General features: G+C 37.1%; 21 protein-coding genes and 1 pseudogene. 14 read left to right on the top strand and 8 right to left on the bottom strand.

Going from position 1 to position 22,550, the window contains the following annotated elements; all coding sequences use genetic code 11:
- Positions 1–13 precede the first annotated feature (13 nt).
- The 3 genes from ACP6PM_RS29265 to ACP6PM_RS29255 form a co-directional block, all read right to left on the bottom strand.
- Complete coding sequence (locus ACP6PM_RS29265) at positions 14–1,045, bottom strand: methyltransferase (protein ID WP_426590402.1); 1,032 nt, start codon at positions 1,043–1,045, stop codon at positions 14–16.
- A 197-nt stretch (positions 1,046–1,242) separates the two neighbouring features.
- Entirely contained in the window at positions 1,243–1,377 is a 135-nt protein-coding gene (locus ACP6PM_RS29260) for a zinc ribbon domain-containing protein (protein WP_365674077.1), read from the bottom strand.
- Between the two features lie 242 nt (positions 1,378–1,619).
- Complete coding sequence (locus ACP6PM_RS29255) at positions 1,620–2,516, bottom strand: sulfotransferase domain-containing protein (protein WP_426590401.1); 897 nt, start codon at positions 2,514–2,516, stop codon at positions 1,620–1,622.
- A 1,033-nt stretch (positions 2,517–3,549) separates the two neighbouring features.
- Between ACP6PM_RS29255 and ACP6PM_RS29250 the strand changes: the two genes are divergently transcribed.
- From ACP6PM_RS29250 to ACP6PM_RS29230, 5 genes and pseudogenes are all read left to right on the top strand, one after another.
- Entirely contained in the window at positions 3,550–5,091 is a 1,542-nt protein-coding gene (locus ACP6PM_RS29250) for a pyridoxal phosphate-dependent decarboxylase family protein (RefSeq protein WP_426590400.1), read from the top strand.
- 219 nt (positions 5,092–5,310) lie between these two features.
- On the top strand, positions 5,311–6,282 hold the full coding sequence (locus ACP6PM_RS29245) for a DMT family transporter (RefSeq protein WP_426590399.1): 972 nt from the start codon (positions 5,311–5,313) through the stop codon (positions 6,280–6,282).
- Positions 6,283–6,433: 151 nt separating this feature from the next.
- Positions 6,434–6,622 (top strand): annotated as a pseudogene (locus ACP6PM_RS29240) (zinc ribbon domain-containing protein); the annotation flags it as partial.
- A gap of 179 nt (positions 6,623–6,801) precedes the next feature.
- Positions 6,802–6,930, top strand: coding sequence for a hypothetical protein (locus ACP6PM_RS29235; protein ID WP_426590398.1), 129 nt, complete (start codon positions 6,802–6,804; stop codon positions 6,928–6,930).
- Between the two features lie 260 nt (positions 6,931–7,190).
- Positions 7,191–7,571 carry a response regulator gene (locus ACP6PM_RS29230; RefSeq protein WP_426590397.1) on the top strand — a complete coding sequence of 127 codons (381 nt, stop codon included), beginning with the start codon at positions 7,191–7,193 and terminating at the stop codon, positions 7,569–7,571.
- Here the strand turns inward: ACP6PM_RS29230 and ACP6PM_RS29225 are convergent.
- Positions 7,554–7,676 (bottom strand): MerR family DNA-binding transcriptional regulator, encoded by a 123-nt coding sequence (locus tag ACP6PM_RS29225; protein WP_426590396.1) that lies wholly within the window; start codon positions 7,674–7,676, stop codon positions 7,554–7,556. The genes ACP6PM_RS29230 and ACP6PM_RS29225 overlap by 18 nt on opposite strands.
- Positions 7,677–8,190: 514 nt before the next feature.
- Between ACP6PM_RS29225 and ACP6PM_RS29220 the strand changes: the two genes are divergently transcribed.
- Complete coding sequence (locus tag ACP6PM_RS29220) at positions 8,191–10,716, top strand: hypothetical protein (protein ID WP_426590395.1); 2,526 nt, start codon at positions 8,191–8,193, stop codon at positions 10,714–10,716.
- Here ACP6PM_RS29220 and ACP6PM_RS29215 read toward each other — a convergent pair.
- A complete protein-coding gene (locus tag ACP6PM_RS29215) occupies positions 10,655–11,218 on the bottom strand; it encodes a Fur family transcriptional regulator (RefSeq protein ID WP_426590394.1) in 564 nt (187 codons plus the stop codon). The genes ACP6PM_RS29220 and ACP6PM_RS29215 overlap by 62 nt on opposite strands.
- A gap of 1,175 nt (positions 11,219–12,393) precedes the next feature.
- Between ACP6PM_RS29215 and ACP6PM_RS29210 the strand changes: the two genes are divergently transcribed.
- The 5 genes from ACP6PM_RS29210 (at position 12,394) to ACP6PM_RS29190 (ending at position 15,495) form a co-directional block, all read left to right on the top strand.
- Entirely contained in the window at positions 12,394–12,681 is a 288-nt protein-coding gene (locus tag ACP6PM_RS29210; RefSeq protein WP_426590393.1) for a DUF4212 domain-containing protein, read from the top strand.
- Positions 12,682–14,373 (top strand): sodium:solute symporter family protein, encoded by a 1,692-nt coding sequence (locus ACP6PM_RS29205; protein ID WP_426590392.1) that lies wholly within the window; start codon positions 12,682–12,684, stop codon positions 14,371–14,373.
- An 88-nt stretch (positions 14,374–14,461) separates the two neighbouring features.
- Positions 14,462–14,614 (top strand): hypothetical protein, encoded by a 153-nt coding sequence (locus ACP6PM_RS29200; RefSeq protein WP_426590391.1) that lies wholly within the window; start codon positions 14,462–14,464, stop codon positions 14,612–14,614.
- A gap of 228 nt (positions 14,615–14,842) precedes the next feature.
- Complete coding sequence (locus tag ACP6PM_RS29195) at positions 14,843–15,094, top strand: type II toxin-antitoxin system Phd/YefM family antitoxin (protein ID WP_426590390.1); 252 nt, start codon at positions 14,843–14,845, stop codon at positions 15,092–15,094.
- Between the two features lie 2 nt (positions 15,095–15,096).
- Positions 15,097–15,495, top strand: coding sequence for a type II toxin-antitoxin system VapC family toxin (locus ACP6PM_RS29190; RefSeq protein ID WP_426590389.1), 399 nt, complete (start codon positions 15,097–15,099; stop codon positions 15,493–15,495).
- Positions 15,496–15,705: 210 nt separating this feature from the next.
- Here the strand turns inward: ACP6PM_RS29190 and ACP6PM_RS29185 are convergent, their stop codons facing one another.
- Both ACP6PM_RS29185 and ACP6PM_RS29180 read right to left on the bottom strand, forming a co-directional pair.
- On the bottom strand, positions 15,706–16,032 hold the full coding sequence (locus ACP6PM_RS29185) for a hypothetical protein (RefSeq protein WP_426590388.1): 327 nt from the start codon (positions 16,030–16,032) through the stop codon (positions 15,706–15,708).
- Positions 16,033–16,179: 147 nt separating this feature from the next.
- Positions 16,180–16,593, bottom strand: coding sequence for a hypothetical protein (locus tag ACP6PM_RS29180; protein ID WP_426590387.1), 414 nt, complete (start codon positions 16,591–16,593; stop codon positions 16,180–16,182).
- 204 nt (positions 16,594–16,797) lie between these two features.
- Here ACP6PM_RS29180 and ACP6PM_RS29175 point away from each other — a divergent pair, with 204 nt between their 5' ends.
- Positions 16,798–18,171 carry a helix-turn-helix domain-containing protein gene (locus tag ACP6PM_RS29175; RefSeq protein WP_426590386.1) on the top strand — a complete coding sequence of 458 codons (1,374 nt, stop codon included), beginning with the start codon at positions 16,798–16,800 and terminating at the stop codon, positions 18,169–18,171.
- Between the two features lie 138 nt (positions 18,172–18,309).
- Complete coding sequence (locus tag ACP6PM_RS29170) at positions 18,310–20,055, top strand: sodium:solute symporter family protein (RefSeq protein WP_426590385.1); 1,746 nt, start codon at positions 18,310–18,312, stop codon at positions 20,053–20,055.
- A 181-nt stretch (positions 20,056–20,236) separates the two neighbouring features.
- Here ACP6PM_RS29170 and ACP6PM_RS29165 read toward each other — a convergent pair whose 3' ends face one another.
- On the bottom strand, positions 20,237–20,476 hold the full coding sequence (locus ACP6PM_RS29165) for a DUF4926 domain-containing protein (protein WP_426590384.1): 240 nt from the start codon (positions 20,474–20,476) through the stop codon (positions 20,237–20,239).
- A gap of 1,011 nt (positions 20,477–21,487) precedes the next feature.
- Between ACP6PM_RS29165 and ACP6PM_RS29160 the strand changes: the two genes are divergently transcribed.
- Positions 21,488–22,537 carry an acetyltransferase domain-containing protein gene (locus ACP6PM_RS29160; RefSeq protein WP_426590383.1) on the top strand — a complete coding sequence of 350 codons (1,050 nt, stop codon included), beginning with the start codon at positions 21,488–21,490 and terminating at the stop codon, positions 22,535–22,537.
- The last annotated feature ends 13 nt before the right edge of the window (positions 22,538–22,550 follow it).

Below are 22,550 nucleotides of genomic sequence, written 5' to 3'. Positions count from 1 at the left end.
CTAGCTTAGTTTATTATTTAATTGCCTTAATTATGTCGATATTTCCCCGAGTAGGAATAATGCTATCCATTCTAAATCCAGTTTTTTCTAGTAATTGTCTGTATTCTTGTGCTGTTCGTTCTTTTCCTGACGTAATAACAAACCCTGCCAAATCTCTAAGTTTAGTTATAGAAGGCTCGTTACCCGAATGAATCACAGATTCACAAACCAACAAAATATCTCCTTCGTTCATGGCTTGGTAACAATTTTGAAGAACAACCGTTGCTAGGTCATCCTGCCAATTTTCAACAATATGTTTCATTATCAAAATATCTCCTCGCGTCGGAATAGACTTGAGAATATCTGTATCTTTCAACTCACATCTTTCTGTGACACCACTTTGTTCAAGCAAATTACTCGCTGCTTTGATAAGGTGAGGCATCTCTAACAAGATTCCTTTGAGATTTGGATTCTTTTGGAGAATTGCAGCAAGTAACCTTCCTTCGCCACCTCCGACATCAACAATAGTCTTAATTGAAGAAAAGTCGTAAGCTTCAACAATAGCCTCTTTTTCTATTTCAGTTTCAGTTGTCATCCACTCATCAAAGAGTTTGGGTACGCCAGATTTTTCTTGACAGTATTGATAAAAATCCATGCCGTATAAGTATTCACTGCCAGTTTCACCTGCTTTTATGCTCTGAAGTAAATTATTCCAGATGGGATACATCAACTCTCCTTTGGTTAAAGCCATCGTGTGCAGGGAATGAGGCACATGACTTTGCAAATAAACCCCCCTTGAGGTTAACTGAAAACATCTATCATCAGTTTCAGAAAAAATTCCCAAGCTTGACAAAGCGCGTAATAGACGATACATACTATCGCTTTTGATATTTGTTTTAGCTCCTAGTTCATCGCAATGTTTCTGACCATCTTTCAGTAAATCTGCAATTCCTAATTTAGCAGCAACATAGATAGCTTGTGTTATTCTAAAGCCATCAATCATTTGCAACATTGCTTCTCTATCAGAGTGTTCGCTAAACATATATGCAGTGTTTTCTGAGTTCATAATTCTCATTCCTATTTTATAAAACTGACACAAAAGGTAACATAATTTGACAAATATGTATATATCGCATTTAGAGCCGTTAAACATTCTCATATCTAATGGCATATAGCGCTACGCGCAAGTTAGAAGTCAGAAGTTAGAAGTAATCCCTGACTGAGTTTGAACATTGATCGATGTTCTAACTTTTGTTTCGACTGCTATATCCTTATGCATAAACCACAGTTAGAGCAAGTTTTTGATGGTGGAAAAAACCTATCAACTACTACTAATTTAGAACCGTACCACTGAGCTTTATATTCAAGACGTAATATTTCAGGAGTTTCGTTTGACAAATTTTACTTGAGATAACTATCATATAATAATGCTTGATGACCTCATTTCTCTACTAAGTAGATTCTCTAAGTTTAACCATCTAAGTCTATTTGACTGGAAAAACTAGAGAATACGTCTGGAAAAGCCTAGTAATCTGGATTATTGCTATTAGAATAAAGATAGAAATATCATAAACTTCTACAAAATAAACTAGCCTTTAGCTGGTTGAAAAATTTATTTCAACTCTGGCATATTCAAATAGCTAAATAGTTGACATTGCTAGAAAATTCCCGCCATTTTTTACCCACAAAGCGCAAGCATAACCTAACTTCTGCTCCAAAATATCTTCATACTCTTTGATCTGCTTTTGGCTTAATAAAGTTTGCCAGCGCCCATTAATTCCTTTGTTAATAAATCCGTGTTTTTCAAAGTCTGGATGCTTGAATTTTTCGTAATTTTGTTTCATGTATTCTAAGGAAGACTTATAGAATATTGTATCCTTTAGGGGTCTGTCAAGGTTAATCTTGAGAAAGTCAGCAATTTTTTCAATTTGAGCTGGCTTATCGTGAATCAAATCTCTATAATGAACTAGCAATATATTAGGAAAATGACGAAATTCCCACCAATTTTTGATAAATTCAAACCAATCCCAATAAGGCTTTCCAGTTTGTAACCATTCCTCCCAAAATTCTACAAAATTAGATGAGAGATTATAGAATTGAACCGGAGAGGTCAGTCGTGCTTCTTGAGTCAGAGCATGAAGGTGATTAAACAAAGACATGGCAACATCTCTACCGTCTCTAACCAAACAAATGTATTTCCAATCTGGATAATAGGGTAATGCTTTAAAAGATAGGTGGGTCTTTAAAAATCTGCGACTGGGTAACTTGTCTATTTGCTCAATCTTTTGATCTAAAGGGTCATGCTGATGTTCTACCCAAGGACTTAAATTATGAAGGCTATCGAATTCATCGTGACCATGTACCAAAAGATTAATAATCTGTTGGGTCAAAGTTGTCCCTGATTTGTAACAAGACGCAATCACAATATCGCTGACTCTAGGGGTAATGCAATCCCAAATTGTTGAATCGCGTAAATAGTCTTGAACAACTATTTTGTCTTGACTCTCTAAACTTGGTATCTGTTGATAATTTTTCATTTTTGAGTACGAATATTTTTAACCAGGTTGGGAAAATCCAAATAAAGTGAAGATTAAATTATATCCTTTTCATTGTCAAATTTTTGGCAAAATACAACATATTCACCAATTCCTTAACTACAACCTTAAACCCATAAATTGCACTACCTTTTGTATCATGTCCGGTTGAATAGTTATAATTAAAGCTCGTAGTAGAGCTTTAGCCCTAAGATAGATATTTAATGGGCTTCAAGCCCCACCACAAACAAAAACTTTTTGATCGCTGATTATCCGGACATGATATTGGACTAGATCTGACAAAATAATCGAATGGACTCACCGGCAACTTCGTTTTTGTAGCCGGTACAAAATACTACCGCATCGACATTTCGCAGAATTTGTCCTTTCACTTTCAGGAGTCCAACTGCAAAAATCACTACTTGTACACCACCAAGGTGTTCAGCATTTACATCATATATCCAAATTGTTGTCAAAGGCAACAGGCAAAAGGGAATCTAGAATCTAGATGCACGATAGTTTACCGAATAATTAATAATTAACTAGCTATTAGCTTTCAGCATTTAGCTATCAGCGCTCAGACCTGAGGGTTTAAGTTTCCCACAAGAGTTGGAAAAATTAGTGGTGCGCTTTTTTGGGGGATTCAAACCCCCATTATACACCATGAAAAGCTGATAGCTGATAGCTGAGTGCTGACTGCTACTTCAATAATTAAGAGTTGATAGTCAATTAATTATTCATTCAACAATTCACGCTTTGAAGCCGACCCTCTTTGTAATGAATAATGAATAATTAATAATTAATAATTAAAAAGCGTACATCTACTCAGAAACTCTCTGATTAATTATCAATGTGGCCACGAGTAATAATTAATAATTATTAATTGCTGAAAAAACCTTACAAACAGGCTCTCAGATCAAAAAAACAAAGTATAGTATTTTCATAATTCCACTATTTTTTTTAAGTGCTCAATCAACCAACCAAGATTATAATCTTTGTAATACGTTATTATTAGTAATAATTTAGATAGATGTAGATGAAAAATTCCCAGAACAACTCTAACACGAAAGTGCAGCACAGCGATCCTTCCTTACCTCTAGACCTCTCAGAAGAGGCACTAAATGAACTTGCGAGGCAATCCCTTGCCCTAGTAACAGACTACTTTACCCAGGTTGCTAAAAATTCTCTTTTTCAATATACTTCAGCCTCCGAGTTTGCCGATCGCTTCAATTCAGAACTTTCCCTAGAAGGGGAATCCCTAGAGCAACTGATGGCAGATTGCCGTTCTATTTTCGAGGCCACTCGCCACACTGGTCATCCACGCTTTTTAGGTTATATTGGTTCGGTTTCCACTCCGGTAGGAGCTTTTGCTGACTTAATAGCCTCATCCCTCAATCCGAATGTTAACTCTTGGCGCGGCGCTCCAGCAGCAACGGAATTAGAAAAAATTGTTGTTGCCTGGTTGGGTTCGCTCATCGGTTATGGCGAGAACTCCCAGGGTTTTTTGACCAGTGGCGGTTCCATGGCAAATTTGAATGCCTTAGTGATAGCCCACCGAGTTAAATCCCCCAATCGAGTTTCAGAAATAGGCTTGTGGAACTTGACACCCACGATAATTTATGCAGGGGAGCGCGCCCACTTTTCAATTTCCAAGGCAGCAGATATCATGGGATTGGGGCGAAATTGTGTCCGCACAGTCTCATCGGATGCCAACTTCCGACTGGATATATCCAGCTTGCGCCAAGGCATCGAAACGGATATCAGTAAAGGATTACGACCTTTTTGTGTTGTGGCTAATGCTGGATCGACATCGACTGGCACTGTAGACCCCCTAGCAGAAATTGCTAGTATTGCTGAAGAATATAACTTGTGGTTTCATGTTGATGGTGCTTATGGAGCACCAGCAGCATTAGACCCCGGCAAACGCTCCTTATTTGAAGGCATTGATCGTGCTGATTCCGTTGCTATAGATGCCCATAAATGGCTCTTTACGCCCATTGATTGCGGTTGCTTGTTGTTTCGCAACTCTGATCAAATTCGCGATTCTTTATCGTTTGGGATTGGAGAGTATTTGAAATTACACGAAGAAACTGAGGCTGAATCTTTTACGTTTTGGGATTATAGCATAGAATTGTCACGACGATTTCGTGCTTTAAAAATCTGGATGCTACTGCGTTACTACGGGGTCGAACGTATCCGTGCTGCAATTTGCGAGAATAATGCTCTAGCAGAATACTTTGCTGAATGCGTCAATACAGCAGAAGATTTTGAATTACTAGCCCCAGTCGAGTTAAGTATTTGCTGTTTTCGTTATGTGCCTTCTTCTTTGGGTGCTAAATTTGCCTTGGCAGATGAAACTGAGAGTGAGACACTTAATGCTGAAGTGAATCGATTGAATGCTCAAATCTTGTATGCCGTCCAGCGTAATGGAAAAGCTTATCTCTCCAACACTACTATCTCTGGCAAGTATGCTTTACGAGCTTGTATGGTCAATTTTCGCACCACTCGTGCAGATATTGATGAAGTTCTTGATATTGTACGTGAGGAGTTTTTTAATCTAAATTACAGCAGTTCTTAAATAATTAATAATTAATAATTAATAATTAATAATTATTAATTAATAATTAATTATTACCTCTTCTCTTCTTTTCTGGTTTATCAACAAGCTTGGTAGTTTGAGAGAAAATAATCAAGCAATAAACCCGGTTTCTTGGTTGGGATTGCGTAAGTCCTGTAAGTATTCAAGCCGACATGATATGATTCTCATAAACTAGAAATTTTAAGCTCAATTAATTAAATGACAAACCAATTGGAATTACCGGAGTCAAACTATTCCCAAGCCGAAGTTAAAAAGGCTTATGTTGCCATATTAACTACTCTATTAATGGTTGCTTTCATGCCTATATTACTGCGAATTAGTGAAAGTTCTATCTCCCCTAATGCAACTATATTTAATCGTTTTTGGATCGCTACCGTAGTTCTTGGATTATGGAATGGAGTATTGATTGTCAAACGGCGATCGATCCCCACCCCTACAGAAACGCTTCAAAACTCACCTCCTATTAAACTGTTTCCTGATTCCTATAGTTTTCTGCTGCTACTAATTTTGGCAATAATATTTGTGGGTTTCCAATTATTTTGGGCTTGGTCTCTGACTCAAACCAGCGTTGCTAACTCAGAAGTACTCCACAGTGTCACCCCACTATTTACGACCTTACTAGGATGGGGTTTATTGGGTCAAAAATTCGACCGCCTGTTTCTGATCGGAGTAGCGATCGCCCTTAGTGGTTCAATTCTCCTTGTTGCTAATGACTTCTCCATTGCCCTTGACAAACTAGAAGGAGATGTGCTGGCTTTACTTTCGGCTCTTTTCTGGGCTGGATATCTACTGGTTGCTGAAAAACTGCAAACCAAGTTGAGTATTACAGCAATAATAACGTGGATATGTGTGCTAGGAACTTTTCTTTGCCTGCCAATTCTGCTGGTAGCAAGGGGCGAATTATTTCCCCACTCTTGGCAAGGATGGCTAACCTTAATTATTTTGGGTATGGCCATAATTCTGGTTCAAGGTTTGATTAGTTATAGCCTTAAATGCTTATCTTCGGGATTAGTTGCTACCATCCTCCTGCTCAATCCTATCCTTACTAGCATTTTTGCTTGGATAATTTTCTCAGAAACCTTAAATTTGCTAAATTTCCTGGGATTTTTTATCATTTTATTGGGCATATATTTAACCACATCCAGCAAATACGCCGTGAAGACTCACTAGCTCTAGTTTCGGTCAATTGGATTATTCAATAGTCTTCCCGAATGACTGCAATTGATCGTATATTAGACCTCTCCAGAAAAGAGGGAATAGGGAGTAGGGAGTAGGGGGAAAGAATTGATGATTAAGGGAACGCGCACCAAGACACCAAAAGCTAGCAAGTGCTATAGCAGACTGTGGTTTTTAAGAGTTTAAGCGTCAGCTCACATACAAATGTGAATGGTATGGCAGTGAGTTAGCGATCGCTGATAGATTTTATCTAAGTTCTCAATTATGTTCTCAGTGTTGGCATCAACAGAAAATGCCATTGAGTGGGAGGCGATACGAATGCAGTAACTGTGGTTTTATATCAAATCCGGTTGAATACTTATTATATAGTTGGGGGTGGGGAGTGTGGGGAGTGTGGGGAGTGTGGGGAGTGTGGAGTTTGAAATAATTATAGAATTATAAACATATATTATATAACCGGATTCTATATTAGTGCTGACAGAGACTTTAATGCTGCTGTCAACTTAGAAAACTATGTGGGTAAGTAGGTGGGGTTATCACCGTTTTGAAGCCTGTGGAGAAGATAAATTGGCGACTGCGGTCAGTGGTATATGCGTGAAACAGGAAGCTAGTTCCAAAATTCATGCAACCATGTATGGGTAAGTTTGAGTAAGTTTAGTAGAACGGATTTTTTCCCTCTAACCTAGAAGGCACAAATCCATTGCTGTTTGACATGATTTAAGTTTCCTAGATATTCTGAAAAAAGGTGGTAGGTGGTAGGTGTTAGGAAAAAATACTAAAGTATAAAGTAGTCGTCAAATTAAGTATTAATGTAGGATAATTGGTATAAGAAGTTTCTTATCTATCAGCAACTGTTCTAACAACAGTGTCAAAAAGCTAATACTTTTCAAGCGTGAAGTCGGATGACAAAAAAACGAATTTTACTAATAGACGATCAAGATGATATTAGGGAAGTCGCCCAACTTAGTTTAGAAATGGTTGGTGGTTGGGAAGTAATTACTGGTAGTTCAGGTAGAGAAGGTATTGTTAAAGCAGAACTAGAACAACCAGATGCTATTCTCTTAGATGTAATGATGCCTGAACTGGATGGATTTGCTACTTTTCAAGAATTACGAGCTAATCAGGCCACTAAGCAAATTCCAGTAATTTTCCTGACAGCGAAAGTTAGTTCAGATGATCGGCGTCAATTTTTTGAGTTGGGAGTAAATGGAGTAATTACTAAACCCTTCGATCCTATGTCTCTACCAACGGAAATAGAAACAACTTTAGGTTGGAATTCTTAACGAAGTTCTAATGGATTGGATTTTTCCTTCTTTGTCCCACCTTCTGAGAGTTGAGATGGAGACTCCAAGGTAGTTGCAGGCTTCTTTCGGGGTGAAATATTTCATGTTCTACCTAGCTGTTCTACTCTCAGTTTAGCAAGGTTTTCCAAGACATGAGCAGGTTTAACAATATTTTTATCTACTTATTAGCACCTCAGAACTCAGATGTTGTTTTTGTAACGGGTATAAAGTATATTATTCAGGCGAAAGTATTAGATCCCCTATCAGACTGACATCTGTCTCCCATAAATCAGGTTTCTAATAACACTCCACGCGCAAGCGGATTTAATATGACCTATAGCGAATTTTATCTCAGTCAGGTACACTACCAGCGGGTAAGATGCCCACAGGACAAAACCTTATTGGGACGTCCCTACTATGGTCTACCCATAAAAAAACCGCAGTAAGTATTCTCTACAAGATTTATCTTGACAAAAATAGTTATTTGTGATATATAAAAATTCAGAAAATATTAAGATTAAAAAAATTATGACTTTTAGCTTCTAAAATTCTTCAGATAACTAATAATCTGAGATAAACTTAAGAATATATATTTTGTAAAGTAAAGCTGTAGCCGTAGATGTCAGACTGGGAATTTTTGCTACAGAAAGAGGGCGACCAAACCTGGCTACCTTTAGAATCAGCCGATGTGGAAATTCTAGAAGGTCGCTATCGCATTGTGGCTAATACCCATATAGCCAATACAGAAGTCCAGATTCGGATTATTCACGATTCTACTGAAGAAATCCCACCTGTAAGGCGAGTTCATAAACGTTCTAGTCGTACCCACTCTCAAGGTCTCATATCTATTATCCCCTTTACCCGTCTCAAGCCTGGTAAATGGGAATTTCGTTGTCAAGCTAAATTAACCACATCATCAAAAGAAACAAAGCAACATATTGTCCATCTAGAAGTATTGCCCACTGAGTATGATACTTCAGATTTTTCACAACAACTAGAACCACAGAATCACGAACTATATATAGTAGCAGATTCCCCACCTCAGCCAAAGGATTTGATTACTAATGAAAATATATCCTTTTTTTCCGATCAAATAGACACAGATGAAGTGGCAATTAATCTAGAGGAAAATACAGTCAAAAATAATCCTGAATTGCCAAAACTTGAGGTAGTTAAATCAGATGAAATAGAATTATTGGATGGTCAGATTCAAGATGAATCACAAGCATTATCAAAAGAATCAGAAAGTATGGAAAATATCACTGATTTACTAGATAGTGATGAACAAGAACAGCCAAATATTCAAAGTCAAAACCAAGAAGTAAAAAATATAGAGAATCAATTAAAAGAACTAACTGAAACTCTAATCAATAACTCATCAATATTGGGGCAACTTCAGAAAGAACAAGAAATAGAACTAGAGCAAAATAAAGAAACAGATACAGATACTAATACCCAAACTAACTCTATTGTAAATTTCCCTTTAGAGCTAACCTTAGATCAAGCATCTTACATTGCCAAATCAGGTGAAGCATTAATTATATCTGGGCAGATAATTCTTGATAATCAAAATCAGAATATTCAATCTAATGAAGGCTTTAATAACCTGCCCTTGCAGAACGATTTAACAAAAAAAGATTCTGTTATTGCAGAGAATAATACTCCGATAGTCAATGGAAACTTAAAAATTTGTTTGCGTAATCCTGAAACTTCAGAAATTTTAATAGAAGTACAGCAAACTTTACCAGAGCAAGTAACACCTATTGTATTTGCCTGTACAATTAATGTGCCGGAAAATATTAAAACTCGTCTAATATTAGGACAAATTATCCTCACAGATAACACAAACACTCTAGCCAATAAATCTTTCACAATTACAGCCCCACTCCAGAATTTGTTAGCAGTAATTGATGATAATTTTGTTGAAGATGAGCATCAAGGAATTACTCTAGAAAAACAAACTTTAGCAGCAAGAAAGCTAGATCAAAAACCCCCTTCTTTTCTAGAATTGGTAGAAAAAATCAATCAGAGTCAACCAGAGCAGAAAACAGATAAAGAGCAACCTTTACCACCACAAATATATAAATCTGGTACAGGTGAATCAGATTCCGAATCACTAGAATTACCAACATTTGGAAATCCACTACCGGATAATATGGCCAAAGATGCAAATCGGATTGATGATTTGTTAAGAAAATCAAATTCTCTCACAGATTCAGATCGAGTAGATGATGTTTGGAAAGATTCAGATCAGTCTGAAGATCGGACAAGTTTACAACCAGAAAAAGAGTCAGAGTCCAAAACTCTTAATGAAAAAGAGGAAGAAGCACCTGAGACTAAGCAAAATCTTGTGGCCTTTCCGACAAAATTTGATCCTACAAACAAGGATTTTAAGGCTTTGAAGTTGGAGGATAGATTCTTTTCAAAGGCTTATTCCTTGATTAATGATTCTGAGTTGTTGCAATGGATGAAGGCTTCTTCTTTACAAGAAACGGAGGAAACAGAGAATAGTACAGAATTAGAGAATACATCAGAGTCTAAGCAGAAAACTGAAATAGAGGAATTGCCGGATAATGATTCTATAAGTGTAATGGTTGATGATGAGGAATTTGCTAGTGGCAATAATGATGAAATTAATTGGGAAGCGCAAGAATTTGTGGTCGAAGATGAACAACTAGAAGAAATTTTGCCAAACCAAGATAAACAATGGAATTTTGGTTTAGCTAATATTTCTCAACAGCAGGATGAATCAATTTCGACACAGCCTTATATTTTACCTGATGAACAACCATTGCCAGTTCCTGATTTAGAAGTTCTGGGTAAAGATGTTATTGCGGGGCGAGCGGTAAAAGTGAGGGTGAAATTACCAGAAGGTTTACCTAGGATTTATGTTAAGATTTGGGTTTACGATCGCCAAGCTCAAACAATAGTAGCTGGACCACGTTGGTTAACTGATTTTATTCCGAATGGAATGGGGCAACTAGAGGTAATTACAGAACTGGATATTGCTTATGGTTGTTTGGAAATTAAGTTTGAGGCGATCGCTGCAGAAGTCCAAACTAACCGGGAGAGTCATAAAGCTGTTATTGAGCGTTTGGTAGTTCCTCCTCCTCCTCCAAAGTTGCCTTTTGATGATTTGAGTTAGACTTGATTCCCAAGTTAGTTCTTGGACAAGACCAATTGGTAGCTACTAAAGCAGGCCAACCTTTGCGTAAAGCCTCAATACAAATAGTATGAACTGTTAGTTGACAGTCCAACATTTCAACACCTTCTTTTTGAGCTTGCTTCTTACTTATTTTCAGTATGGAATCATCATTAAACTCAAAGGTTTTATGACATTGAAGACAAACTAAATGGTGATGTTTACGAAGGTTGGGGGAGTTTATCTCATAATGTTTATGTCCTTCGGCTAATTCTAGTTCCCGCAAAATACCTACTTTGGTCAATAAATGTAGTGTCCGGTAAATTGTAGACAGACTAATTTGTTCTTGTTGATGTAGCAACAGATGATATATTTCTTCTGCACTTAAGTGTTTACCTTGAGGTAGACGTTGAAACACCTGCAGAATAGTTTCCCTTTGGGGAGTTAAACGCCAACCTCTTTGGTTCAGTTCAGACTTAAGTGAATCATGGTTATAGAATGCCATATTTAGAATTTAGAATTTAGAATTTAGAATTTGCAATTTAGAAGTAATCCCTGACTGAGTTTGACCATTTATAAATGTCCTAACCTTTGCTTTAATTGCTATATCTACAATATATGAAAATATATACTTATTGAAATATTTTTGCAAGAGCTATATTGCTACGCACAAGTAAAAAGTCAGAAGTTACAAGCTTGAGGTAATCCCTGAAAGAGTTTGAGGATTTATAAATTTCCGCGCCCTATTTGCGTACTTATATAAATTAGGGCAAATGAAAACTTCAAAGAAAGACTTTATCTTATACTACTAGCAATACTTTTTGTCTGCTTAACTATAACTCTATATTACTCCTAAGTCTTGGAAAAAATCTGCTATTACAGAAGCTTTGGAGTTGATGATAATTTTTTGATAAATTTCTTAGATTGAGAAATTTTTGATAAATTTCTTAGATTGAGAAATTGTCGTAAATATTTATTATTTAAGAATTGAATTAATTGATGTTTAAGAGATTGAATGGATCGGGAAATATAAAAAGGAGATAGGGAACAGGGAATAGGGAAGAAGAAATAAATAAAGACAACTATTTTTCATTTATAAATCTAGGAATGTATCTACCGAACGCCTCTGTATCTACCAGATTTCAATCCCTTGAAGTATTAACGCTTTTAGATTTTAATAACTCTTTGCTCTGTTAATACTTATTTTACAAACAGTCTCTAAAATATTCTAAATTCCCAGATTAATATAACCATACAAAAGCTACAGAAATGATAACTAATATTACATTTTTTCCAAATACCAAATAATGCCTTAATAATATACTTGGAATTAAGCCAAGCTACCTATTTCACAGAAGTCAGAAGTTAGAAGTCAGAAGTCAGAAGTATAGAGCTTTTGAAATGGCTTCAGCTATTAGCTAAGGATTTCTTGTATAGCGCTAGGGAATAGGGAATAGGGAACAGCGGTGCGACCCCGCGTCGGCGACAGACGCAAGGGAACGCGCACCAAGAGAGGGAACAGGGAACAGTTGACTATCAAAAGGTTTCAGGATTTAGAAATGTCCTAACCTATTTGCGTAGTGCTATAAAAACCGGGTTTCTTTGCATAAGTCCTAAATTAATCAGATTTTGGGTAAAAAATCTGATAAAAATATCCATCATCAATCAAAAACTTAAAAAATGAACGAAGAACAACGCCAAGCATACTGGCGTGCTAATACAGCATTAATCAGAAACTTGCTAATAGTTTGGGCTTTAGTTTCAATTGTTTTTAGCATTTTATTAGTCCAACCCTTAAACACTATTCAATTCTTTGGTGTCCCCTTGGGTTTTTGGATGGCACAACAAGGTTCAATTTATGTATTCGTAATCTTAATTTTTACATACGCCATTCAAATGGATAAACTCGATAAAAAATACAACATGGATAAACTCGATAAAAAATCTAATACTGACAGGAGAGACTAAATGAGTGCAGAAGTCTGGACATTTATACTCGTTACTATTTCCTTTATGGGTTATCTGTACATTGGATGGCGCTCGCGAGTGAAAGATAGTAAAGGCTTTTTCGTCGCTGACCAAGGTGTACCTGCTATTGCCAATGGTGCTGCTACTGGCGCCGACTGGATGTCTGCCGCCTCATTTATTTCAATGGCGGGGTTAATTTCTTTTTTGGGTTACGATGGTTCTATCTATCTGATGGGATGGACTGGCGGTTTTGTACTATTAGCACTACTACTCGCCCCATATCTGCGGAAGTTCGGCAAATATACAGTACCTGATTTTGTGGGCGATCGCTACTACTCAAATGTTGCCCGTATCGTTGCAGTTATCGCTGCCATCTTTGTCTCCATGACTTACGTTGCTGGGCAAATGCGCGGTGTCGGTATTGTTTTCAGTCGGTTTTTGCAAGTTGATATTGGTACTGGTGTTGTTATTGGGATGATTATTGTTGCCTTTTTTGCCATCTTAGGTGGAATGAAAGGCATCACTTGGACTCAAGTCGCCCAGTATAGCGTACTCATTATTGCTTATCTAATTCCAGCTATTGCTATTGCGACAGTTATTACAGGTATTCCCATTCCTCAATTTGCTTTTACTTTCAGCGATATTGTCGAAAAACTAAATCAGGTTCAGGTAGATTTGGGTTTCCAAGAATACAGTGCTGCTTTTACTAACAAAAGTATGCTTGATGTTTTGTTTATCACTATTGCGCTGATGGTGGGAACTGCTGGTTTACCTCATGTTATTGTTCGTTTCTACACAGTTCCTAATGTAAGAGCTGCTCGATATTCTGCTGGTTGGGCATTATTGTTTATTGCTATTTTGTATACAACTGCTCCTGCTTTAGCTACTTTCGCCCGATATAACTTAATTGACAGTTTACACAACAAAACTTTGGAGGAAGTGCAACAGTTAGACTGGGCAACAAAGTGGAAAAATACCGGTTTATTAGAATTTACCGATAAAAATAATGATGGTAGTTTCCAACTAACTCCAGATATAGAGACTAATGAAATTAGGATCGACAGAGATATCATTGTTTTGTCTACTCCAGAAGTAGCTAAACTTGCTCCTTGGGTAATTGCGTTAGTGGCAGCAGGAGGGTTAGCTGCTGCTTTGTCTACTGCATCTGGTTTATTATTGGTGATTTCCAGTTCCATTGCCCATGATGTTTACTATCGAATGATCGATCCAGGGGCGTCTGAGTCGCGACGGTTAATGGTAGGGCGAGTCATGGTAGGGTTTGCTATTGCTATTGCTGGTTACTTTGGAGTTAACCCACCAGGGTTTGTTGCTCAGGTAGTAGCTTTTGCTTTCGGTTTAGCTGCTGCAAGTTTTTTCCCGGTGATTATTTTAGGAGTGTTTGACAAACGCACTAACCGAGAAGGAGCGATCGCTGGTATGGTATCGGGTTTGTTGTTTACTACTATCTATATTATAGGTGTCAAATTCGCTGGAATGCCAACATGGTTTTTCGGCGTGTCTGCTGAAGGTATTGGCACTGTGGGAATGGTGCTGAATTTTATTGTGACTTGGGTAGTATCTCGGATGACACCTCCGCCACCATTGGAAATACAAGAGATGGTAGAAGATTTGCGATCGCCTGTAGCTGTACCTGCTCCAATTAGCGATATTGGCGAAGAAGAGTTGGATTAAAATGGTGCAATAGTAGGGGCGGGTTTCAGTAGGAATTTTCATGTTTACCCTAAGATTAAGTAAACCCGCCCCCAGGCGATATGGGTGCATGAGGTGCGGGGCGGGTTTTGATGAATTAATATCATGTATCAAGGTTATTGGTGAAACCCGCCCCTACAAATTTTTCCATGTTGATGATGAGAATGTTTCAATTCACAACCCCCCAGATGTAGGTTGGGTTGAGGAAAGAAACCCAACATAATAGATATATTATAGAAGTCCTTGTTGGGTTGCGCTGCCGCTTAACCCAACTTACTGCCGTGTCAAGCTTAAAATGGTGGAATAGATTTTTGATGTCAAGCTTTGAAAAATCAGCATCGTAGCATTTTCCTAAACTAACATTTAAGGCTTGACGTGCCACTACAATCTCTAAAATATCCTAAGTTAAGTTAAACTGGTAATGTAATATAAAAGTGATTCTGAAACAAAAATGGCTACACTTCAGATAGAAAACTTATCCAACGACTTCAAAATCAATCTCTCGGAGTTATTATCTGGCATCAAACCTGGAGAAGAAATTATTATTTTAAATCAAGGGGTAGCGATCGCGAAGTTGGTTCCCATTTCTCCCTCATCTAACCGACTAGCTAGTTTGGGGCAAGATAAAGGAAAATTTGTAGTGCCAGATGATTTTAACGAACCTTTGCCGGAAGAGATTATGGCAGCATTTGAGGGAGAGTAAGAGTGAAACTGTTATTGGATACCCAGTGCTGGTTATGGTGGTTTGCTGAACCTGAACGGTTAAACGAAGAGGCAACCACCTGTATTGCTGATGAAAGTAACGAATTGTGGTTTTCTGCTGCTAGTGTCTGGGAAATAGCAATCAAAGTTGCCTATGGAAAATTATCTTTGCCAGAACCGATAGATACCTGCATTTATAGTCGCATAGCGTCGTTAAATATGCAAATTTTAGAAATTACTGCTGCTCATGCGTTAGGAGCTGCTGCGTTACCGTTACATCATAAAGATCCTTTTGACAGAATGCTAATTGCCCAAGCTCAGATAGAGGACATGACGCTTATGAGTGCGGATTCAATGTTCAGGCAATATAGCAATATTTCCCTTCTTTGGGCAGCAAGTTAGTTTTGGGAGAGCGCTCGCTAATGTAGGTTAGATTGAGGTGCTCACACAGATTATGGCACGGATGCACAAATACTGGCCTCTTTTTTGTAGAAGAGCGATCGCTCATGTAGGTTGGGTTGAGGAACGAAACCCAACATCAAAGATATATTATAGAGGTTTTTGTTGGGTTGCGCTGTCGCTTAACCCAACCTACAATCTGATAATTCCTGACTATAATTTTTTGTCAATATCTATTTTATCTCTATTATTAACCATCAATTTTATCAAAAAGCTAACAACAAAAACAATTAATTCATATCCGCCAACAATGATTAGTAAGGCTATAAAACTGCCGGTGAATGAGTAAGGTAAGCTGAAATTTTCTTTTGAACTTAATAGTTCATTTTTATATTCATCGAAGTTTAAAATATATTCTTTTTTATCTAGCAGTATTCCTTGATTGTATCTATCTAAGCTGTATTCTCTAAAGTAAAACGTAACAACAATGACTAATACTAAAAATACTATTACTCTAGAAACTAATTCTATCTTTTTCATTTTGTACTTTCTAGAAAAAACTAAGGCTATTTATCTATAAACTACTGCTGGAAATTTGAGTTGCTGCCATAACACCAAAACAAATATGAATGTTGCTATAATAGCTAAATTAATCATTTTGTATTGCAGAACCCCCAAGACTACTTACTAATAAATATAAATATCTGCCAAATAAATAAGAATTGTGGAAACATTGTCGTCGTTTGATAAATTGTTGTTTGAAATTTGAGCGCCTGTCATAATACCAGCAAATACACCACAAAATACAACCGCAATCTTCGTTGCTTTAGTTTCTAAAGTACCTTCTTTTGAGCGGAGTACAATAACAGCATATATGAATGCTCCTATAACAGCTAGACCGATTATGAATTCATGGTTTTGTATTGCATAACTCCCAAGACCACGAATAAGACCACCAATAAGACCACCAATAAAACTCAAAACACCTGCAACTGCGGCACTGGCAGTCCCAATAGAACTAAAAATACCTGCAATAGAACTAAAAATACCTGCAAATGTGGCCACAAGAGCCTGGAAAAAACGAGTTAAATTGTTGAGCATAAAGTTACTACTTTCTTTTATTTCATTTCAATTTGGAATTTTTTTTAATAGCCACATAATAACGCTTTACCTAGTGAAAAATTATTTAGCTCTGTCCATATTTTGTTTTAATTGCATCTACTTTTTGTACAAAAATGTTGAAAATGTACTAAACTGTTTCTAAATGTCAACAATAATACAAGTCAAACCTTATCTCCTAACCCCATGAGTCTAGAAGAAGCCTTAAAAATGGCCGATAAAATAGTCTTTGAGAAAACAGGCCAACATTTAGACGACTTACAAAAGGCGGTATTGCAAGGAACTCTAAAACGCAAAAGATACAGGCAAATAGCTGAAGATTTTGACTACTCTGAAAGTTGCATTAGGGGTGTGGGTGCAGAATTATGGAAAATTCTTTCAGAGGAATTAGGGGAAGATGTAAATAAATCAAATTTTCGCTCCACAATGGAGAGGTTTCATAACTCTAATATTTTAAACTTCACAGAAAATGTGAGCGGTAGTGTCAATATCTGTCAAAAACAAAGACACCCCCCAGATATACCAAACTCACACAAAACTCAACAAGAAACATCTCACCCCAAACAACCCGCAACGCCAGATCAAGATTTAGACGAAATGCCAGATTTAGGCGACTTCTACAACCGCACCACTGAACTCGAAACCCTAACAACCTGGATTTTACAACAACATTGTCGCCTCATTGCACTCACAGGTATCATTGGTATCGGCAAAACCACATTAGCAGTAAAACTCGTTCAACAAATAAAAGATAATTTTGACTATGTAATTTGGCGCAGTCTAGAAACATCCCCCACTTTTGCCGAATTTCAAACTGACTTAGTTCAGTTTTTCTCTGAGTCTCAACCACAAAATGCACTGGAAAACACACAAAAACCCTTACCTCTAATCAAATATTTACAGAAGTATCGTTGTTTAGTTATCTTGGATGACATTCATCACCTTTTCAGCAGTGGGGAGTTAGCAGGAAAATACAAACCAGGGTACGAAAACTATGACTGCTTTTTCAAACAGATAGAAAAATTATCCCATCAAAGTTGCCTGCTATTAATAGGTTGGGAACAACCCATTAAACTTCCTCAACTCAAAAGCAAAAAAACACCAATTCCTATTTTGCAACTGACTGGTTTAGATTTCGCCAGCGCCAGAGAAATACTCAGAGATTATGGTTTAACAGAAATTGAAAAATGGGAAAAGATCATTCACCTCTATCAAGGCAACCCTTCATGGTTAAAAAGTGTGGCAACTCAAATTCAAGAATTGGAAGAAAATTTGATTGAGTTATTGCCCGATGATGCAATTTTATTACCAGAAGATTTAAAAGATAATTTACAACAACAAAGCGATCGCCTATCCCAACCAGAAAAACAAATCCTGTCACTCTTAGCAACAAAAAATCAACCTATTAGTCTGGCGCAACTATTAGAAACTACACAAACGTCACCATCAGATTTACTCAACACATTACAATCATTGTGTCGGCGTTCCCTCATCGAAAAACAAGAAAATCTCTACACTGTGCCACCTGTACTCAGAGAATATTATATAGAATCCGATTGAATAGTCGTCATTGCGACGATAGGAAGCAATCTCCTAAAACCCTGAGATTGCTTCCTTCTTTCTTAATATGCTGTAATATATTGTAGGGACGTTCCATGGAACGTCCCTACTCTTCTTATTTCTTTTACTTTTTGTTAAATGTTTATTCCCTCTTCCCTTTTCCTTCTTCCCTCTTCCTTCTTGCTTCTTCCTTCTTCCACAGAAACTTGGACATTTATCTTCGTAACAATTTCCTTGATGCTTTACCTCTACATTGGATGGCGATCGCGAGTCCAAGATAGTAAAGGCTTTTTTGTCGCCGATAGAGGTATACCTGCTATTGCTAATGGTGCTGCCACAGCAGCGGACTTTATGTCGGCAGTTTCATTTATTTCTATAGCAGGAGCAGTGTCAATTTTAGGTTATGATGGTTCTTATTATGTAATGGCAGCAACAGGAGGTTATGTACTCTTGGGTTTGCTGCTTGCTCCATATCTACGAAAGTTTGGTAAATATACCTTACCAGATTTTATAGGCGATCGCTACTATTCTAATATTGCTCGTATCGTTGCGGTTATTGCTGCCCTGATTATATCCATAACTTTTATTGTCGGGCAAATGCGAGGTGTTGGTATTGTCTTTAGTCGATTTTTGCAAGTTCCCATTGAAGTTGGTGTTGTCATCGGTATGGTTATAGTTGCCTTCTTCGCCATCTTAGGAGGGATGAAAGGCATTACTTGGACTCAAGTTGCTCAATACTTTATACTTATTGTTGCTTATTTGATACCAGCTATTGCTATTTGTAATGCTCTGACAAATATTCCAATTCCAGAATTAGCTTTTACCTTTGGTGACATTGTAGAAAAACTGAATCAAGTTCAGGTGGACTTAGGTTTTCCAGAATATACTGCTGCTTTCAGCAAAAAAACTATGCTAGATGTTCTATTTATAACTATTTCTGGTATGGTAGGGCTTGCTAGTTTACCCCACGTTATTGTTCGTTTCTATACTGTACCTAACGTGAATGCAGCCAGATATTCTGTAGGTTGGGCATTATTGTTTATTGCCATTTTTTCGACAACTGTTCCTGCCTTAGCTGCTTCTGCGCGATACAATTTAATAGATAGTTTGCACAATAAAACTGTGGAGGAAGTGCAACAGTTAGACTGGGCAAGAAAGTGGCAAAATACAGGTTTATTAGAATTCTCCGATAAAAATAATGACGGTCGTTTGCAATTGACCCCAGACGCAGAAACTAATGAAATCATTCTTGACCCGGATATTATCACTCTCTCTACTCCAGAAGTAGCTAAACTCCCTCCTTGGGTAATTGCATTAGTGGCAGCAGGAGGATTAGCTGCTGCTTTATCTACAGCATCGGGTTTGTTATTGGTGATTTCTAGTGCCATTGCTCATGATATTTACTACCGCCTAATTAACCCAGAAGCATCAGAGTCACAAAGATTAATGTTGGGCAGAATAATGGTAGTATTAGCGATCGCTGTTGCTGGTTATTTTGGCATTAACCCGCCCGGTTTTGTAATTGAGATAGCAACTTTAGGAGTTGGTGTCGCTGCTGCTACTTTTTTTCCAGCGATTATTTTAGGAGTGTTTGATAAGCGCACTAACCGAGAAGGAGCAATAAGTGGTATGATAGTTGGTTTGGTATTTACGACTATCTATATTGTTGGTGTAAGATTCTATGGAATGCCAACATGGTTTTTAGGGTTGTCCGATCAGGGTATTGGTACAGTAGGAATGTTATTGAATTTTGTTGTGACTTTGGCAGTGTCTCGGATGACAACTCCTCCACCATTGGAAATACAAGAGATGGTGGGAGATTTGCGATCGCCTCTAGCAGCACCTGCTCCAATTAGCGATATTGGGGAGGAACAGTTGGATTAATTTGTAGGTATAGTAGTAGAAGCAGTAGGGTGTGTTAATGAAATGTAACGCACCGCTAATGGTGCGTTACGACGGATTGTAAAATTCTTTTCACAGTCAAGATTTTAGCCGTCTAACGCACCCTACTGGACTGACTACTGGACTGACACTGTAGGATCGTTTCAGTTTTTCAAAGGATAACCTAAGCTATTTCTACTAATTCATAATATAATAGCATTAATTGATGATGGGGAACAGTTTCCATTGCATAAGTTTTTCCGTCATTATTAGAAAAATCTACTTCAAAGACGTTGTTATCGTATTCCATGACAATTGTTCCTACTTGTCCTTTATATAGAGTAATAGGTTCTCCTGTTTCAAAATGCTTTGGTTGCCGCTCTTGAGTTAATGCCACTATATCTAATTCTTTTAATCTAGTCATTTTAATCTAGTCATCAGAATACATCTCCAATTGTTGATTCTCCAGAGACTAATATTGAAGCAGATAATCAGTGTATTTAGGGCTGCGAATAAATTGAAGTTAGATTTTGTTTGTAGTTGGACTTTAGCCCAAAGATAGATATTTTAGGGGGTATATCCCAACTACCTCCTACCTTCCCACTATCAATCACTCAAGGAAAAACTGATGCGTTTTAATTACAGAAAAATTGTTATTGTACTGACCATTATACTTACAATAGTAATAATTATTGGTAATTTATATGTTCTGAAAAAAATTTCAGCAGCCAATGGAATTCTAAGACTAAGACCTACTTCTATGTTTATTATAGCTTATGTGCGATGTAAATACCCCCAAATAATATCTTTCATGCAATTGATAGAATCTTTTTTCCAGCCTTTATTCATTGCCACTTTAGTTGAAGTTATTTTAATTTTAGTCTTAATGATAAGCAATATTATATCCAAGTGTCAGGCTATGATGGGTGCTACAATTCTCTGTTTTTTGTATGTAATTTTGATTATTTATTATGAACTTACATTTCGTTATTGTATTTATGGTACTTAAGTAATAATCTCATCCAGCCAACCGCTAATAGTTTTCTATCCGTCGGGAAAATATTTTTTAGCTTTTGACAGCCATTTTTCCAGTTTAAATAATCCCCCTAACCAATTATATGCATTCTCGAAAATTTCGCTAATTTTCTCTTTTAATTCATGTAAAGGATACCGAAAAAACTATATCAGACTATAAAAAAGTTGCCGACTTATACAAACAACAAGAAAATCAAAAGTGGTATAAAGACTCTCTATATCGACTCAAAAAATTACGAGCATTTTAGTCTTTTTAGGTTGGGTTTTGTTGCCTCAAGCCAACTCCCCTCTTCTAACAATAGCAGTTTTGATTGAGGTAGACTAGAGTATGGAAACAAAAGAGTTCAATCCCCCCAACCCCCCTTGGTAAGGGGGGCTTAAGAATTTATAACTTATTAAAATGGTATTAGAATCGAAAAATCAAAATCAAGACCGCATTCCACGAATAATATCAATTGACATTTTGCGTGGACTCGTAATGGTGCTGATGACATTAGACCATGTACGAGGATTTTTCTCTAATACCAACTTTAACCCCTTAGACCTTACCCACTCAAACATTCCTCTATTTCTAACACGCTGGATAACTCATCTTTGCGCCCCCACATTCATTTTTCTAGCAGGAATAGGAGCTTATCTCTCCCTGAAACGTGGCAAAACTAAACAACAACTTTCTCAATTTTTGTTGCTCCGGGGGTGTTGGTTTATTTTTCTAGACTTAACAGTAGTGCGTTTAAGCTGGAGGTTTGACCTGAGTAACATTTTTTCTGCTGCCGGAGTATTGTGGGCGATCGGTTGTTCGATGATTTTCTTGGCAGCAATAATTTATCTTCCTACTCGGACAATTTTAGCGATAGAACTCCGTTCCGCTGGCGCGATCGGAATTTTGCTCATAGTCGGACATAATCTTTTTGATAATGTACAAGCAGAGCAACTAGGAAATATTGGTTGGTTGTGGGCAATACTTCACCAGCGCACAATGATTGAACCAATTTCTGGGTTTCGCTTATTTATCCTCTATCCTCTGATTCCTTGGATCGGAGTAATGGCATTAGGTTATGCGTTCGGAACGCTGTTTGAAATGGAAAAATATCGGCGACTTCAGCTATTAAGAAAAATAGGTTTAGGTACGATTGTTACTTTTATTATTATTCGAGCAACTAATATTTATGGGGACCCCAATTCTTGGTCAATTCAGTCTAGCTTTCCTGATACCTTACTATCCTTTATCGATTGTCATAAATATCCACCTTCTTTACTATATTTATTAATAACACTCGGTCTAGCCATCCTATTACTTTATTATTTTGAAAAATCAAACATACGTTATTTTAAGCCATTAATTATATTAGGTCAGCAACCATTATTTTTCTATGTTATCCACGTTTACTTAATTCATCTAACTGCTATTTTAGAGATTGTTTGTAAAGGAAATATAAAAAGGAGATAGGGAACAGGGAACA

The organism is Dapis brunnea BLCC-M229 (assembly GCF_050015995.1).
Lineage (GTDB): Bacteria > Cyanobacteriota > Cyanobacteriia > Cyanobacteriales > Microcoleaceae > Trichodesmium.
Note: the sequence above shows the minus strand (reverse complement) of the source record. Positions and strands in the feature narration are given on the sequence as shown.

Coding starts and splice junctions, on each gene's coding strand:
- ACP6PM_RS29200 (WP_426590391.1), top strand. CDS start 14,462: ATGAGGTGCGGGGCGGGTTTTGATGAATTAATATCATGTATCAAGGTT.
- ACP6PM_RS29250 (WP_426590400.1), top strand. CDS start 3,550: ATGAAAAATTCCCAGAACAACTCTAACACGAAAGTGCAGCACAGCGAT.
- ACP6PM_RS29215 (WP_426590394.1), bottom strand. CDS start 11,218: ATGGCATTCTATAACCATGATTCACTTAAGTCTGAACTGAACCAAAGA.
- ACP6PM_RS29205 (WP_426590392.1), top strand. CDS start 12,682: ATGAGTGCAGAAGTCTGGACATTTATACTCGTTACTATTTCCTTTATG.
- ACP6PM_RS29165 (WP_426590384.1), bottom strand. CDS start 20,476: ATGACTAGATTAAAAGAATTAGATATAGTGGCATTAACTCAAGAGCGG.
- ACP6PM_RS29220 (WP_426590395.1), top strand. CDS start 8,191: ATGTCAGACTGGGAATTTTTGCTACAGAAAGAGGGCGACCAAACCTGG.
- ACP6PM_RS29225 (WP_426590396.1), bottom strand. CDS start 7,676: ATGAAATATTTCACCCCGAAAGAAGCCTGCAACTACCTTGGAGTCTCC.
- ACP6PM_RS29265 (WP_426590402.1), bottom strand. CDS start 1,045: ATGAACTCAGAAAACACTGCATATATGTTTAGCGAACACTCTGATAGA.
- ACP6PM_RS29160 (WP_426590383.1), top strand. CDS start 21,488: ATGGTATTAGAATCGAAAAATCAAAATCAAGACCGCATTCCACGAATA.
- ACP6PM_RS29185 (WP_426590388.1), bottom strand. CDS start 16,032: ATGAAAAAGATAGAATTAGTTTCTAGAGTAATAGTATTTTTAGTATTA.
- ACP6PM_RS29195 (WP_426590390.1), top strand. CDS start 14,843: ATGGCTACACTTCAGATAGAAAACTTATCCAACGACTTCAAAATCAAT.
- ACP6PM_RS29170 (WP_426590385.1), top strand. CDS start 18,310: ATGTTTATTCCCTCTTCCCTTTTCCTTCTTCCCTCTTCCTTCTTGCTT.
- ACP6PM_RS29245 (WP_426590399.1), top strand. CDS start 5,311: ATGACAAACCAATTGGAATTACCGGAGTCAAACTATTCCCAAGCCGAA.
- ACP6PM_RS29230 (WP_426590397.1), top strand. CDS start 7,191: ATGACAAAAAAACGAATTTTACTAATAGACGATCAAGATGATATTAGG.
- ACP6PM_RS29175 (WP_426590386.1), top strand. CDS start 16,798: ATGAGTCTAGAAGAAGCCTTAAAAATGGCCGATAAAATAGTCTTTGAG.
- ACP6PM_RS29210 (WP_426590393.1), top strand. CDS start 12,394: ATGAACGAAGAACAACGCCAAGCATACTGGCGTGCTAATACAGCATTA.
- ACP6PM_RS29255 (WP_426590401.1), bottom strand. CDS start 2,516: ATGAAAAATTATCAACAGATACCAAGTTTAGAGAGTCAAGACAAAATA.
- ACP6PM_RS29180 (WP_426590387.1), bottom strand. CDS start 16,593: ATGCTCAACAATTTAACTCGTTTTTTCCAGGCTCTTGTGGCCACATTT.
- ACP6PM_RS29235 (WP_426590398.1), top strand. CDS start 6,802: ATGTGGGTAAGTAGGTGGGGTTATCACCGTTTTGAAGCCTGTGGAGAA.